Genomic DNA, 14,360 nt, shown 5'->3' with positions numbered 1-14,360 from the left:
GCGGCTCGGGTGGAGGATACGGGGGCTGGTGTGTCGTGGTCACCGCCCGATCATCGCAAGAACGGCAGAGGCCCACTGTTCACCGCGCCACAAATGACGCTAGCGTGGTGCCACCTTTGCACACGCGGGAGCTCGGAGCACCGGGCTGAGAGGGCGCTGACCTCCGTCTTCGCGATGTTTCACGTGGAACGTCACTGAGCCGAGTGATGTTTCACATGAAACGTCGGCAGACGGTAGCCGCTGCGTCGACCGCCGAACCTGTTACCGGGTAATGCCGGCGTAGGGAGTAGGTCTCATGACCAACAAGGACGCACGCACGCCTGCCTCCATTCAGGACGAAAAGTCCCAGGAGGTCGGGAAGTCCATCGGCTGGCACAAGGGGTACGTCGAGGGCACTCGCCCCGACCTGCGCGTGCCGGTCCGCCAGGTGCACCTCACCAACGGGCAGTCGGTCACGCTGTACGACACCTCCGGCCCGTACACCGATCCGCTCGTCGACACGGACGTACGCAGGGGCCTGGCACCGTTGCGTGAGAACTGGATCATCGCTCGCGGTGACACCGAGGAGTACGCGGGCCGTCCCGTCCGTCCCGAGGACGACGGCATCAAGCACACCTCGCCGAGGGGCGGACTGCGCAATCTCGACGCGGTGTTCCCGGGGCGGCCGCGTCTGCCGCGCCGCGGCCGGGACGGCGGGGCGGTCACCCAGCTCGCGTATGCGCGCCGGGGAGAGATCACGCCCGAGATGGAGTTCGTGGCCCTCAGGGAGAACGTTTCCCCCGAGGTGGTCCGCGAGGAGATCGCGGCGGGCCGCGCGGTGTTGCCGGCCAACGTCAACCACCCGGAGATCGAGCCGATGATCATCGGCAAGAGGTTCCTGGTGAAGGTCAACGCCAACATCGGCAACTCGGCGGTCACGTCCTCCATCGAGGAGGAGGTCGAGAAGATGACCTGGGCGACCCGCTGGGGCGCCGACACGGTCATGGACCTCTCCACCGGCCGCAACATCCACACCACCCGTGAGTGGGTGCTGCGCAACTCCCCCGTCCCCATCGGCACGGTGCCGCTGTACCAGGCCCTGGAGAAGGTCGACGGCAAGGCCGAGGAACTGACCTGGGAGATCTACAAGGACACCGTCATCGAGCAGGCCGAGCAGGGCGTGGACTACATGACGGTCCACGCGGGCGTGCGCCTCCCGTATGTCCCGCTCACCGCGGGCCGCAAGACCGGCATCGTCTCGCGCGGCGGCTCGATCATGGCGGCCTGGTGCCTGGCGCACCACAAGGAGTCGTTCCTGTACGAGAACTTCGAGGAACTCTGCGAGATCCTCGCCGCCTACGACGTCACCTACTCGCTGGGCGACGGCCTGCGGCCCGGCTCGATCGCGGACGCCAACGACGAGGCGCAGTTCGCGGAGTTGCGCACGCTCGGGGAACTCAACACGATCGCCAAGCGTTTCAACGTACAGACCATGATCGAGGGCCCGGGCCATGTCCCGATGCACAAGATCAAGGAGAACATCGACCTTCAGCAGGAGATCTGCGATGAAGCTCCGTTCTATACGCTCGGCCCGCTGACGACGGACGTCGCGCCGGCGTACGACCACATCACCTCCGGCATCGGTGCCGCGATGATCGCATGGTGGGGCACGGCCATGCTCTGCTACGTCACGCCCAAGGAACACCTGGGCCTGCCCAACCGTGACGACGTCAAGACCGGCGTCATCACCTACAAGATCGCCGCCCACGCAGCCGACCTCGCCAAGGGGCACCCCGGTGCACAGGAATGGGACGACGCGCTGTCCGACGCCCGCTTCGAGTTCCGCTGGGAGGACCAGTTCAACCTCGCCCTCGACCCGGACACGGCACGGGAGTTCCATGACGAGACCCTGCCGGCCGAGCCCGCGAAGACCGCTCACTTCTGCTCGATGTGCGGGCCGAAGTTCTGCTCGATGAAGATCAGCCAAAGCATCACAGAGCGGTTCGGTGGTGCGGCGGCCGAGGGGGCGTCTCCCGAGGAGGTCGCGGAGGGGATGCTCCAGAAGTCGAAGGAGTTCGCGGCGAGCGGGAACAGGGTGTATCTGCCGCTCGCGGACTGAGGCTCCGGGCGGTGCCCGCGGTCGACTGATCCGGGTACCGCCTGTCGCACTGCTTTCCATGGCAGCGCCGGTTGTCGTATGCCGCCCTTATGGTTCCTCGAAACAGCAGGAGCATGATCGGTGCAGCTCGGGAGGCGTGATGCGGGATGCTGAGCAGACGGTGAAGGTGTCCTTCGCTGAGGGATGGGATCTGGCCTCCCGGACCGTGGTCCACCCGCTCTCGCCCGCCGCGGCCGAAGCACGGGACCGTGTGGGAAAGCCTTATGTGATGGTGCACCGGCTGGAGGGCCGAACCTCACCAGTCGAGGTGCATCTGGTGGCCTGGGGTGAATCCCACGTGGGCGCATGGGCGTACGACGATCAGGGACGGCGGACCAGGGAGGCGGACTGGCGCCTGCTCGAACCCGGCCGCCTGTTCCTGCGCCGCCTTGGGGCATGGCGTTATGACACCGAGGAGCAAACCGAGTTCGCCCCCGACGCCGGGCGTACCTATATGGACCTCCTTCCAGGAGGCAAAGGGCGCAAGGTGAGCGAACCGAAGGGGGTGCGAGGACCGTCACGCCACACGCCCGCGAACATTCCCGAAGAGAACCGATGGCATGACAGATCGGGGTTCGGCGTATGTGGTGTCAGGCAGTTGCTCCTGTCGAAACCGCTGCCGCCGGGACAGCAACCGGACTTTGTGGACGCCACTGCGAGCGAGACCGAGGCATGGTGCGTAGACCGCGTCACCGATGGCCGACCTTCTCTCTGGGTGCCTCCGCGTCCGGCCCGACCAGCCCACCTCAAGGAGTTGTTCGAGCCAGGCACACGTATCGCGACGAGCTTCGAGCCGGAGATGACGGTCAGCGCAATACGGAACATCGCGGCTCTTCGTGTGCCCAGCGGCAGGCTGGTCGTCCAGGACCCCCTCACCAAGGGTCACGGCGCTCGTCGTGAGCTGTCCGAGCGGATCCCTCCGGGCGACTACCTCATGCAGGCTGCCGTGGTTGCCTATGAGAGCCAGTACGAGGACGAGCGCTTCCCCGTGGAGGAGGAAGTCGCTGTCCGTCTGCTGCTCGGGGAAGAACCGGTCGGGTCGTGGGAGCTGGCGCTCACCGAGGAGGACGACCTCAGGCTCTTGCGTGAGGATGAGATCTTCGGCTTCGACACGGACTGCGCTGCGGGGTCCTTCGCTGACGCCTCGGGGTGGGACGTACTCGCGGACAAGTACCGGCGCTACCTCAAGGACCAGGAGGACGACGCAGGAGAGAGCATCAGTGACGGGTACATCCGCACCACGGATGAGGCGACCGACAGTGACCTCGTCTCCTTCTATACCGGCGGGGACGGCATGTATCCCGTATGGCTGGGACGTGCAAGCACGGGAAAGCCGGTGTGCGTCACGGTCCTGATCGGCTATCTGCCCGACCTGCGGTTGCTCTGAGCGGACCGAGCCCTGTCATCGCGGCTGGCGCTCGCTGCCCATTAGGTGTGCGGCGGCCCAGGCGTCCCACCGGTACAGACGGTCGTGCACCTTGTCGAATCGCGCCGCGTACTCAGGGTCTCCAGTGGTCGACGGTCGGTGAGCAGGCTCAGCAGAGCATCGTCGAGGGACTTGCCGGTGGAGGCCGCGGAGGACGCGCGGATTCGATGAGGTGCCAGAACCGATCGGTGTCCTTGGCGGGCACCCCGCCACCTAGGTAGAACATCGCCTGTGAGGGGATTTGACCGCATCCTGAGCCCTTCCTGACAAAGCGGCTTCGAGACCATGACTGGATGCGGTAGGACTGGGCCATGAGTGACGCTAGCGAGCTGCGAGCAGCCACTGTTGCCTGGTTCGACGACAAGAAGGGGTTCGGGTCGATCGACGTCCCGGACGGGACGAGGGCCTTCGTTCATAGAAGTGTTCTTCCTGGAGTCGGCTATCGCACTTTGGTGAAGGGCGAGCCGGTATTGATCCGTACCGAGCCAGTTCCTGGCAAGGACCCCAGGGTCGTCGAGTTGGAGAGTCCACCCCAGCGAATCCAGGGAGTTGTCGATAACTTCGACTTCGCCAAGGGATTCGGATTCATTCGAGGCGTATCCGGTGGGGCCAGTGAGAATCTGGTGTTTGTACATCACTCAAGCGTCATGACATCTAGTGGACGTGCGGAGCTAATCGCAGGTGAAGATGTCGAGTACTTTGCTAAGCCGACAGAGCGCGGGCTCCAGGCGATTCATGTAAAGCGCCTTGACCCGAGGGCGCCGTGGGAGAAATTCTCAGCTTATCACGACTCTAATTGGGAGAAACTCGCGCTTCTCGCGGAGCGTGAAGTGTGGGATTTTCAGAGCCCTGCTTCAGGGGATGAGGGTGACGGTCCGGGTGGAGGTAGTGCTCGTTTTCCGATCCTGATCAGCTACATCAGGTACACCTTCGCTAAGATCGTTGAAGACGGACTGATCGCCTATGGCTTGAAAGGTGGAATCTCTCATGCTGCATTCAATACCGGCCTGGTAACGGATAGCCAAGAGGATATTTATGGGTTCTTTGTGGCCAAGAGCCCGGCGGATGATGGATGCTCTTGGCGCTTCTTCGACTGGGTGAAGGCAAGTGACAACCGCGTGAGCGGTGTGTTTAGTCCGCGACCTCAGATGGCCAAATACTGGGACGACCCGTCAGTTCTCTTTTTCGATCCGCGCAAAGACTTGGTGCTGGACTCTGATCACTTCATCCGGGATAACATTGACCGGTATCCGGCCGAGTATCGCAAGTCCCCTCAACTTGCGCTAGCATTTACAATGGCAGCTAAGGATGCCGCCATCAAGCGGCTGATGAGAAATTACAAAACGGCGATTCCTCAGTACCATCGAGGGGAAATTCAACTGCTGCTTCCTCTTTCCCTTGATGGCTCTGGTAAGGCCCAGTTGGCCCTCGTTGCAAGGAGGCAGGTCAGCGAGGAAACTGGGGAGCTTGTGGAATATACGGGTGAAACCGTTCTTCCGCTTCATGCCGCATTGAACAATGCGCGTTTGCTGGCCAGGCCGGATCGCGACTGGCTCAATCCGTAGGGATTTTCTGTTGTCCAGGGATTGATTCCCCTGATTGATGGACGTAGCTATGTGAATGAGGCTGACCGGCGGCATTTAAGGGAGAGCTATAGGTCGGCCTACGTGGCTCTGCGGTCTGATCTCCTGCTCGATGAAGATCTCTCCGGACATTCGCCGAGCACACGGCGGGAGCCGGGAGGGCATCGAGGAGGGCATGGCCCAGAAGTCGAAGGAGTTCGCGGCCAGCGGGAACAGGGTTTACCTGCCGATCGCCGACTGAGGAAGGAGGTTCGGGCGTAAGCGGTCCGTGTTTCCTGTCGCCGTGAGGGCTTGGCGGCAGCGAAGCGCGGATCCCCGCTCGGTCGGCCGGGTCGGGTTTGGGGATCGGGGCGGTCACGGGGCGAGGGCGATCTTTCCGGTTCTGAGGTTGGTCAGGTCGGGGTGTCCTGTGGGTACCAGCGGAGTTCCACGGTGTTGCCGTCAGGGTCCTGGACGTAGACCGATGTGGCGGTGCCGCGGGCGCCGAAGCGTTGTACGGGGCCTTCGAGGACGGTGAAGGCGCCCGACGTGATGATCTCGTCCCAGTCCAGGGGATCCACGGTGAGGCAGATGTGATCGACGTTGGACTCTCCGCGGGCCCGGCCGACCAGGTCGACGATGGTGTCGGGGGTGATCCTCACCGACGGGAACGGGACCTTGCCGGCCCGCCATTCGTCGACGCGTACCGGCTCCAGGCCGAGGTGTCCGGCGTAGAAGTCCAGGGCCCGCTCGACATCGCCGACGTTGAGGACCAGGTGGTCGAAGGCCTTCACGTGCAAAGAGGTCATGGCGGCTTCCTCGGTGGTGGAGTGAGGGGGGACGCCTCTCACGATCCGCCGGGGGGAGTTCGCCATCAAGGCAGGATCGGCATACGTTCGTTGAGCATGACTAAACGCCGGGGGGACCGTGCTGGAACGGGTGGAGATCGAGACCTTCCTGACGCTCGCCGAGGAACTGCACTTCGGCCGCACGGCCGAGCGGCTGCGCGTCACGACGGGGCGGGTCAGCCAGGTGATCAAGAAGCTTGAGCGGCGGATCGGAGGAACGCTGTTCGAGCGGACCAGCAGAACCGTGCGCCTCACGACGGTCGGGCGTCAGCTGGCCGATGACCTGGTTCCCCTGGTCGCCAAGATGGACGAGGCGCTGCGGAGGGCGGCGGACGCGAGTCGCGGTGTCACGGGAGAACTCCGGGTCGCCTTCCTCGGCGAGGGCACGGCGCCCGCGCTCCTGAGAGCGGTCGGTCTGTTCGGCGAGCGGCACCCCGACTGCAGGGTCGACGTACGGGAGGTTCAGCTGTCCAACTCGCGAGCGAGCCTGCTCGACGGCTCGATCGACGTCCTCATCGCGTCGTACCCCTTCGACGGAATGGCCCGTGGACCGGTCATGCTCACGGAGAGACGGGTGCTCGCGGTCGCCGCCGGGCATCCGCTCGCCGGCGAGGAGTCGGTCTCGGTCGAAGTGCTCGCGGACCACCCCGTGGTCCAGTACCCCGAGGTGACCTCGGCGGGCTTCAAGCGGGACCGCACACCGGACCACACCCCGTCGGGCAGACCGGTTCCCAAGGGGCCGACGGGCGGGTCCTTCTCCGAGATGCTCACGCTGGTGGCGATGGGCAGGGGAGTCCTCCCGGTCGGAGAGCACGCGCGGCGCTACTACCCCCGGCCGGACGTGTCCTACGTACCGCTGCACGACGCACAACTGATCGAACGGGGACCGGTCTGGCGGGAGGGGAACACCACACAGCGCGTCCGGGAGTTCGTACGGGCCACGGCGGACGTCGCCGAAACGCCGCCGACCGGCTGAGCGCGCACCCCTCGGACAGCGGAGGCGTCGGTGCTTGACTGGCTGCATGACTGCGCGATCCATGAGCAAGGGTGCCAACCTGCCGGTCGACTCGCCCGCCGTTCGTGTGGAACTGAGCTGGTCTGAGGGGACCGGAGGACCGGATGTCGACGCCTCCGCGCTGCTGCTGACCGCGGCGGGGCGGGTGCGGGACGACGGTGACTTCGTCTTCTACAACCAGCCGCGCCATGCGTCCGGCGCCGTGACACACCTCGGCAAGGGGAGAGCCGGCGGGGTCGTGACCGACACGGTCGAGGTGGACCTCCGCTCGCTGGAGAGCGCCATCGAGCGGGTGGCGCTGTGCGCGTCCGCCGACGGCGGCACCTTCGGGCAGGTCGCCGGTCTGACGCTGCGGTTGCTCGGCCCGGACGGGCGGTCCGAACTGGCGCGCTTCGAGATGCGAGCGGAGACGGAGACGGCGTTCATCGGCGGCGAGCTGTACCTGCGCGAGGGGCGCTGGAAGTTCCGCGCGGTCGGACAGGGCTACGCCTCCGGACTCGCCGGACTGGCCACCGACTTCGGGATCACGGTCGACGAGGAACCGGCCGACGCGACAGGCTCGCCGGCCCCGGAGACGGCCGTACGACATTCCCCCGCGACGGCTGCGTCCCGCGCCCCGGAATCGGCCGCTCCGCCGCCCTCCGCGGCCGGCACGGCTGTCCCGGCACCCCCTGCCGCGGCTGCCGCTCCGCAGCCCCCTGCCGTTGCCGCTCCGGTGCCGCCCGCCGCGGCCGCTCCGGTGCCGCCCAACGCCGCACAGGTGCCGCCCGCCGCGCCCCCGCCGTCTCCCGGTCATCCTCGGCTGACCAAGGGGGAGGAGCGGCTCCCCGTGGACATGCGCAAGCGGCTGTCGCTGCGCAAGGAGCAGGTCGCCGTCAGTCTGAGCAAGCGCGGAGCCGCGGGGATCCGCGCACGGATCGTCCTCGTGCTCGACGCCTCCGGATCCATGGCGTTCCTGTACTCGCGCGGTGTGGTGGCGGACGTCGTCGAGCGCATGGCCGCGGTGGCGGCGCAGCTGGACGACGACGGCGAGATGCAGGCCTGGACGTTCGCCAGCAACCCCGCACGTCTCCCCGACCTCAGCCTGGGCGAGCTCCCGGAGTGGCTGCGGCTGCATGTGCGCGTCGGCGAGATCAGCCTGTTCCGCCGTAGCAAGAAGCCACGGAAGGGCATGGAGGCCGGGCAGGTGGACATGCGGACGGTCGGCATCCAGAACGAGGAGCAGAAGGCGATCGCCGAGGTCAGGGCCTATGTGCGGGACAACCCCGCGCCCGTGCCCACCCTCGTGCTGTTCTTCTCCGACGGAGGGGTCTACCGCGACGCCGCGATCGAGCAGGAGCTGCGCGGGGCGGTCGAGGAGCCGGTCTTCTGGCAGTTCGTGGGACTCGGCCGGTCGAACTACGGCGTCCTGGAACGGTTCGACACGCTTCCCGGCCGTCGCGTCGACAACGTCGGCTTCTTCGCCGTGGACGACATCAGCACCGTCCCGGACCAGGAGCTCTACGACCGGCTGCTGTCGGAGTTCCCGTCCTGGATCACGGCGGCCGGTCGCGCGGGCATCCTCTGACCCGTGCACGGACAACGGGCCGACCGGCCTGCGCGGACACCGAGCCGAACAGCACGCACGGACCCTGCGCCGAACATCACGCACGGAGGCCGAGCCGAACAGCCCGCACGGACGCCGCACCGAACGGCTTGCGCTCCCCTACGCTCCCCCGGACCACAGGCGTGCGGGGCGCAAGCCGAGTGCCTATTCCGGCTGGTGCTCCGGGCCGCCGAAGTCCGGGCTCGTGTAGTCCGGGCTGGTGAAGCTCGGGCGCGGGCCGGCCGCGGGGCCGTCGTCGGGGCTGGTGAAGCCCGGACGGTCGTACCCGATCTTCGGGAGGCGGCCGGTGGGGGCCGGCGGCGCCGGTTCGGGGCGCAGCGCGGCCGGGTTACCGGGGTCGGTGAGAGCCTCCCGAAGAAACGGCAGGATGCCGCGCTCCAGCAGGGCTTCCCGCCAGGCTTCCCTGGCCCGGTCGACCTCGCCGCTCAGTTCGCCGTACGGTCCGGCCTCCAGAGCGGGACGGTTGCGCAGGGCGGTGAGCAGCAGCCCGACGGTGGCGACGAGGATCGCCGCCGCGGCGATGGCCCCGAACGCCCATCCGACGTTGAGCATGGCCTGGGCGACCGTCTGATCGGGTTCGACCGCCTTGAGGAGGTAGCCGACGAGCAGAAAGATCACCGCGGCCGTTCCGGCGAGAACGGGGGTGAGCACGGCGGCGATGGCGACGGCGCCCGCGCCCGCACCCTCGGCGGCCTGGGCCGCCTCCCCCATGGTGGTGGCGAGCCCCATCGCACCCGTGCCCGGCTCACCCGAGCCGGACTCGCTCGGGGACGAGGGGGTGGACGGCGCCGGGTGGCGCAGTTCGTCGCGGATCTTCACATAGTGCTGGTACTCCGTCGCCGCGGCCGCCGTGATGAGCGCGGAGGCGTTGAGCGCCATGGTGCGCAGCTGTTCTGGGTTGAGCCGCTGTCCGACAGCGGCCAGTTCCGGGTGGAGTGGTGCGGAGCGCAGCGCCTCGTCGAGGACCCGCTCGTACTCTTGGCGGTCCTCACTGTGCAGGTGCTGCGGAACGCTGTTCATGTGCATCCCCCGATGCTCCGTAGGGCTTGGGGCTCGCATGCCAACGAGCCGTCGGGCAGAAACGGAGGGGAGCCTGCTACGGATAAGCCGATGGTAGAGCGGCGACGGCATGCGGTGACAGGGGGTTTGCCGAAATTGGCCCCTGGCCTGCGCAGCCGTCGACCGGCCGGACGCCGTTCAGTGGCGGGGTGCGCCCGCCCGGTGAACGCCTCGGGCGTCCGGTCGTGAACGCTCAGCCGTCCAGGGGAAGTTGCTGGACCAGCAGCTTTCCGGCCATCGTCACTCCGCCGTCCATCGCGATGGCCAGCCCGTCGGCGTAGACGTGCGGTCCTTCGACGTGCGGACCGCCCTCGTCCTCGCCCTCCTCGGAGCCGACCTCGCCCGTCAGGTAGGGAATCGGGCTGTGCCCGTGAACGATCCGTGTGCCGCCGTACGTATCGAGCAGGGAGCGGACGGCGTCGGCGCCGCCCTCGTCGCGGAAGGAGAAGCGCTTGGTGAACTTGCGGAACAGATCCCACACCTCGTCCGCGTCGTTGCGCGTGATCGTCTCGCGGACGGTGTCGTTGACCGCCTCGATCGAGTCGCCGTAGTCGAGGTAGGCGGTGGTGTCGGAGTGGACGAGCAGATGACCGTCGACCTCCTCGACGGCGTCGAGCCGGGCCATCCACTGCAGGTGGTGGTCCTGGAGGCGGTCCATGTCGGACTTCTGGCCGCCGTTGAGCAGCCAGGCCGCCTGGAAGGTGGCGGTGCCCGCACCGGAGTTGACGGGGGTGTCGCCGAAACGCTTGGCGCCGAGCAGGAGCAGCTCGTGGTTGCCCATGAGGGCCTTGCAGTAGCCGCCGGCCGCGGCGGCCTCGGCGGACAGCCGCATCACGAGGTCGATGACGCCGATGCCGTCCGGACCGCGGTCGGTGAAGTCGCCGAGGAACCAGAGCCGGGCGGTGCCCGCGCACCAGTTGCCGGCCGCGTCGATCAGGCCCTTCTCCTGCAGCGCGGCCACCAGTTCGTCGAGGTAGCCGTGCACGTCACCGACGACGAACAGCGGTCCGGGACCGGTCGCGGGCAGCGGGTCGGGGGCGGCCTCCGGTTCCACGGCCACCTGGAGGGTGTCGCCGCGGTTGATGACCGGCAGGTCGCGCTGGGTGGGCGTGTAGCCCTCCGGATGTTCCAAGGGGTCCTCGAGAGGCGGTGCGACGTTGCCCGGATGCGTGCCGTGGTCGTACGGACCGGTCTCGTGCACGTACGCGGGTACCCGGAAGTCGCGCAACGTCGCCGTCCGCTCCGCCTCGGGTCCCTGACCGGCCCCCTGAGTCATCAGACCCCTCCACCATCGCGCCGCATCTGCACCCTTCGGGCTGCCTGGTCGCAGCGGCCCGCAGGTGCCGTGGGCCCATCATAGGAATGCGGATCGGGCCGTGTGATGACCCAGGGGTGGTGAATCGGAGCAAGGCTCCAGTTCATCGCGGCTTTCGCCCCGATTGGGCCGGGGTTCGGCAGCCGACACACACCCGGCGCACACCCACTCACACGCGCCCGGCCCGACCGACAGGTCGGGGAACCGCTTTCCCGGAGGACACCGCCGGGCGCGGACGCCGGGCGCTGTGGGGGTGGATGGAGCACGCTGCGGGGGTGATGGAGCGGGCCGCGAGGGTGGGTGGAGGGCGCCGCAGGGCCGGAACGGGGTGCTGCGGGGGATGGAGCGTGCCGCAGGGGTCGGATGGGGGTGCTGCGGGGCTGACGGAGCGCGCCGTGGGGCAGGCGGGGTGCTGAGGGGCTGACGGAGCGCGCCGCGAAGGTCGGGCGGACGTGTGATGGCACAGCGCGCGTACGGGCGGGTACGCGGCGGAGCCCCGCAAGGGCGCTGCGTGCCCATGTACGCCCGCCAAAACCACGCCCGCATGCCCACGCAAGCCCCAAGACCACGACCACGCCCTGAGACCAGCCCCCGAACACCTCAAGGCCCCGGAGACCTCAAGACCTCACGGGCCTCACGGCCCTGGGAACCTCCCCGCCCCCAGGACCCACCCCCACCCCGTCCCTACCCCTTCTCCGGCGCCCGAGGCGGGCTCACCGTCGTCCGGGGCGGACGTCGCTGAGAAGAGGTACGGACGATCAGTTCGGTCGGTATCACCTGTTCGACCGGCGAGTCCGATTCCACGCCCTCGATCGCGTCGATGAGGAGCTGGACCACCGCCGTGCCGATCCGGCGCGGCTTCAGGGAGAGCGTGGTGATGGGCGGCTCGGTGCTGGCGTACACAGTGGACTCGCTGCAGCACACCAGCAGCAGGTCCTCCGGCACCCGCAGCCCGTAGCGGCGGGCGGCGGCGAGCAGATCGGTGCCGTTGGGGTCGAACAGGCCGTAGACGGCGTCCGGTCGGTCGGGGCGGGCCAGCAGCCGGTCGGCGGCGACGGCGCCCGCGCACGGATCGTGGGCGGGGTACGCCTCGTAGACCGGGTCCTGACCGACCCGCTCGCACCAGCGCAGATACGCGGTGGTCGACAGATGCGTGTACGTGTCCGTCGAGGTCCCCGTCAGCAGGCCGATGCGGCGGGCGCCGGCGTCGGCCAGGTGGTCGAGGATGTCGAGCACGGCGGCCTCGTGGTCGTTGTCCACCCACGCGGTGACCGGCAGCGGGCCGGCCGGGCGGCCGTCGGAGACGACCGGTAAACCCTGCCGCACGAGCTCGCTGACCACCGGATCCTGGTCGGACGGGTCGATGACGACCGTGCCGTCCAGGGCGACGTTCGACCACACGTCGTGGCGCGAGGTCGCGGGGAGGATGACGAGCGCGTAGCCGCGGGCGAGCGCGGCCGAGGTGGCGGCGCGCGCCATCTCCGCGAAGTACGCGAACTCGGTGAAGGTGAAAGGTTCATCCCCGTACGTCGTCACGGTCAGACCGATGAGGCCCGACTTGCCGGTACGGAGGGTTCGGGCCGCGGCCGAGGGGCGGTAGCCCAGTCGGTCGGCGACCTCGCGGACATGGCGTCGGGTGGCGTCGGGGAGCCTGCCCTTGCCGTTGAGGGCGTCGGAGACGGTCGTGATGGAGACTCCGGCGGCGGCGGCCACGTCCCTGATGCCCGCCCGTCCCGGCCGGTTGCCTCGGCGTGAGGTTTCCGCGCGGCTCACCTGGTGCTTCCCTGCTGCTGTCATGGCGAGCCGATAGTAGGGCTCATCCGGTGGGGTAGGGCGGACGCATATGCACGCGTTGACAGGCACGTTTCTGCAAGGTCTGTTGGGAACAATTTCCTTGGAAACAAAGGAAGTTGGGCGTTCGCATGCCAGGACGTGACGTGTTGGCGCGCATGAGCCTGCCAAGGCACCGATGTTTCGAAGAGGTCTCAACTCACCTGCACGAGGGATGCGCGCCACGGCGTGAGCCACCGGCGCATAGATATATGTATGGCGCGCCCCCTGACGTGTACGCCTTCGTAGGTCTTCGTGGACCTTCGTCCTCCGTGATCATGGAAACGCACCCGCACCGGACTCAGGCGCCGCCGCACCTGTACGCACCCGCGCCGAATCCTCATAAGGTGAGCAGTATTGAAGCCGGGAGCCGGTGGTGGTCACGAGGAGGACTGCGGTGAGCGAGACGAGCCCCAAGCTGCGTGCCGAGCTGAAGGGGATTCCCACCTACAAGCCGGGCAAGCCAGCCGCGGCCGGCGGTCCCGTGGCCTACAAGCTGTCGTCCAACGAGAACCCCTACCCGCCGCTTCCCGGGGTCATGGAGGCCGTGACGGCCGCCGCCGCCAACTTCAACCGCTACCCGGACCTGGCGTGCTCGGCCCTGGTGGACGAGCTCTCCGGGTGCTTCGGCGTGCCCGCCTCCCACATCGCCACCGGCACGGGTTCGGTCGGCGTCGCCCAGCAGCTGGTCCAGTCGACCGCTGGCCCCGGCGACGAGGTGATCTACGCCTGGCGGTCCTTCGAGGCGTACCCGATCATCACGCAGATCAGCGGTGCCACGTCGGTGCAGGTGCCGCTGACGCCGGGGGACGTCCACGACCTGGACGCGATGGCCGACGCGATCACCGACCGGACGCGACTGATCTTCGTCTGCAACCCCAACAACCCCACCGGCACGGTCGTACGGCGGGCCGAGCTGGAACGGTTCCTCGACCGGGTGCCGAGCGACGTCCTGGTCGTGCTCGACGAGGCCTACCGGGAGTTCATCCGTGACCCCGAGGTCCCGGACGGCATCGAGCTGTACCGGAACCGGCCGAACGTCTGTGTCCTGCGCACGTTCTCGAAGGCGTACGGTCTCGCGGGCCTGCGGGTCGGCTTCGCGATCGCCCACGAGCCCGTGGCGGAGGCGCTGCGCAAGACGGCGGTGCCGTTCGGGGTGAGCCAGCTCGCGCAGGAGGCGGCGGTCGCCTCGCTGCGCGCCGAGGACGAGCTGTTCGGCCGGGTCGGCTCCCTGGTGTGCGAGCGCGCACGCGTGGTCGACGGTCTGCGCGTCCAGGGCTGGACGGTGCCCGAGACCCAGGCCAACTTCGTGTGGCTGCGGCTGGGGGAGCGGACGGCGGCGTTCGCGGCGGCGTGCGAGCAGCACGGGGTCGTGGTCCGGCCGTTCCCGGGCGAGGGGGTCCGGGTGACCGTCGGCGAGACCGAGGCGAACGACATCCTCCTGAAGGTGGCGGAGGACTTCCGCAAGGAGCTGTAGTCGGACGCCCATGCGTTTACGCAGGTCAGGGATGGTACTGAAGGGGGTTCCCGGTGGTAATCGGGACCCCCTTCCCCTTGTCTGG

The 14,360-nt window shown here is 68.0% G+C and carries 10 protein-coding genes, 1 pseudogene and 1 riboswitch; of the genes and pseudogenes, 7 read left to right on the top strand and 4 right to left on the bottom strand.

Annotation, left to right across the window (positions count from 1 at the left end):
- Positions 1 to 114: 114 nt before the first annotated feature.
- Positions 115 to 303: riboswitch (TPP riboswitch) on the top strand.
- The 4 genes and pseudogenes from thiC to ACIRF9_RS31065 form a co-directional block, all read left to right on the top strand.
- A complete protein-coding gene (gene thiC / locus ACIRF9_RS31080; RefSeq protein ID WP_403828715.1) occupies positions 296 to 2,098 on the top strand; it encodes a phosphomethylpyrimidine synthase ThiC in 1,803 nt (600 codons plus the stop codon). Its footprint overlaps the riboswitch before it by 8 nt.
- A 139-nt stretch (positions 2,099 to 2,237) precedes the next feature.
- The gene (locus tag ACIRF9_RS31075) at positions 2,238 to 3,524 is read left to right on the top strand and encodes a DUF4241 domain-containing protein (RefSeq protein ID WP_403828713.1); all 1,287 of its coding nucleotides are present in this window, start codon (positions 2,238 to 2,240) and stop codon (positions 3,522 to 3,524) included.
- Between the two features lie 350 nt (positions 3,525 to 3,874).
- Positions 3,875 to 5,128 (top strand): DUF3825 domain-containing protein, encoded by a 1,254-nt coding sequence (locus ACIRF9_RS31070; protein ID WP_403828711.1) that lies wholly within the window; start codon positions 3,875 to 3,877, stop codon positions 5,126 to 5,128.
- Positions 5,129 to 5,234: 106 nt separating this feature from the next.
- Positions 5,235 to 5,387, top strand: a pseudogene (locus ACIRF9_RS31065) (thiamine biosynthesis protein ThiC); the annotation flags it as partial.
- A gap of 151 nt (positions 5,388 to 5,538) precedes the next feature.
- Here the strand turns inward: ACIRF9_RS31065 and ACIRF9_RS31060 are convergent.
- A complete protein-coding gene (locus tag ACIRF9_RS31060; RefSeq protein ID WP_403828709.1) occupies positions 5,539 to 5,934 on the bottom strand; it encodes a VOC family protein in 396 nt (131 codons plus the stop codon).
- A 118-nt stretch (positions 5,935 to 6,052) separates the two neighbouring features.
- Here ACIRF9_RS31060 and ACIRF9_RS31055 point away from each other — a divergent pair, with 118 nt between their 5' ends.
- Positions 6,053 to 6,949 (top strand): LysR substrate-binding domain-containing protein, encoded by an 897-nt coding sequence (locus tag ACIRF9_RS31055; protein WP_403828707.1) that lies wholly within the window; start codon positions 6,053 to 6,055, stop codon positions 6,947 to 6,949.
- A gap of 46 nt (positions 6,950 to 6,995) precedes the next feature.
- Positions 6,996 to 8,555, top strand: coding sequence for a VWA domain-containing protein (locus ACIRF9_RS31050; protein WP_403828705.1), 1,560 nt, complete (start codon positions 6,996 to 6,998; stop codon positions 8,553 to 8,555).
- A 183-nt stretch (positions 8,556 to 8,738) separates the two neighbouring features.
- Here the strand turns inward: ACIRF9_RS31050 and ACIRF9_RS31045 are convergent, their stop codons facing one another.
- From ACIRF9_RS31045 to ACIRF9_RS31035, 3 genes are all read right to left on the bottom strand, one after another.
- Positions 8,739 to 9,620: a hypothetical protein gene (locus ACIRF9_RS31045; RefSeq protein WP_403828703.1), complete on the bottom strand. Its 882-nt coding sequence runs from the start codon at positions 9,618 to 9,620 to the stop codon at positions 8,739 to 8,741.
- Between the two features lie 226 nt (positions 9,621 to 9,846).
- Positions 9,847 to 10,929 carry a metallophosphoesterase gene (locus tag ACIRF9_RS31040; RefSeq protein WP_403828702.1) on the bottom strand — a complete coding sequence of 361 codons (1,083 nt, stop codon included), beginning with the start codon at positions 10,927 to 10,929 and terminating at the stop codon, positions 9,847 to 9,849.
- Positions 10,930 to 11,652: 723 nt separating this feature from the next.
- Positions 11,653 to 12,765, bottom strand: a complete 1,113-nt coding sequence (locus ACIRF9_RS31035) for a LacI family DNA-binding transcriptional regulator (protein ID WP_403828700.1) — start codon at positions 12,763 to 12,765, stop codon at positions 11,653 to 11,655.
- A gap of 430 nt (positions 12,766 to 13,195) precedes the next feature.
- On the opposite strand from ACIRF9_RS31035, the gene hisC reads away from it, so the two are divergent.
- Entirely contained in the window at positions 13,196 to 14,275 is a 1,080-nt protein-coding gene (gene hisC / locus ACIRF9_RS31030; protein ID WP_403828698.1) for a histidinol-phosphate transaminase, read from the top strand.
- The last annotated feature ends 85 nt before the right edge of the window (positions 14,276 to 14,360 follow it).

The sequence above is a fragment of the Streptomyces sp. NPDC096132 genome (assembly GCF_044763345.1).
Taxonomy (GTDB): domain Bacteria; phylum Actinomycetota; class Actinomycetes; order Streptomycetales; family Streptomycetaceae; genus Streptomyces.
This window is presented reverse-complemented; position numbering and strand designations above follow the sequence as displayed.

What these genes read in the sequence shown, in the direction of transcription:
- ACIRF9_RS31060 (WP_403828709.1), bottom strand. Translation starts at nt 5,934, where the DNA reads ATGACCTCTTTGCACGTGAAGGCCTTCGACCACCTGGTCCTCAACGTC.
- ACIRF9_RS31035 (WP_403828700.1), bottom strand. Translation starts at nt 12,765, where the DNA reads ATGACAGCAGCAGGGAAGCACCAGGTGAGCCGCGCGGAAACCTCACGC.
- ACIRF9_RS31045 (WP_403828703.1), bottom strand. Translation starts at nt 9,620, where the DNA reads ATGCACATGAACAGCGTTCCGCAGCACCTGCACAGTGAGGACCGCCAA.
- ACIRF9_RS31040 (WP_403828702.1), bottom strand. Translation starts at nt 10,929, where the DNA reads ATGACTCAGGGGGCCGGTCAGGGACCCGAGGCGGAGCGGACGGCGACG.
- ACIRF9_RS31075 (WP_403828713.1), top strand. Translation starts at nt 2,238, where the DNA reads ATGCGGGATGCTGAGCAGACGGTGAAGGTGTCCTTCGCTGAGGGATGG.
- thiC (WP_403828715.1), top strand. Translation starts at nt 296, where the DNA reads ATGACCAACAAGGACGCACGCACGCCTGCCTCCATTCAGGACGAAAAG.
- ACIRF9_RS31070 (WP_403828711.1), top strand. Translation starts at nt 3,875, where the DNA reads ATGAGTGACGCTAGCGAGCTGCGAGCAGCCACTGTTGCCTGGTTCGAC.
- ACIRF9_RS31050 (WP_403828705.1), top strand. Translation starts at nt 6,996, where the DNA reads ATGACTGCGCGATCCATGAGCAAGGGTGCCAACCTGCCGGTCGACTCG.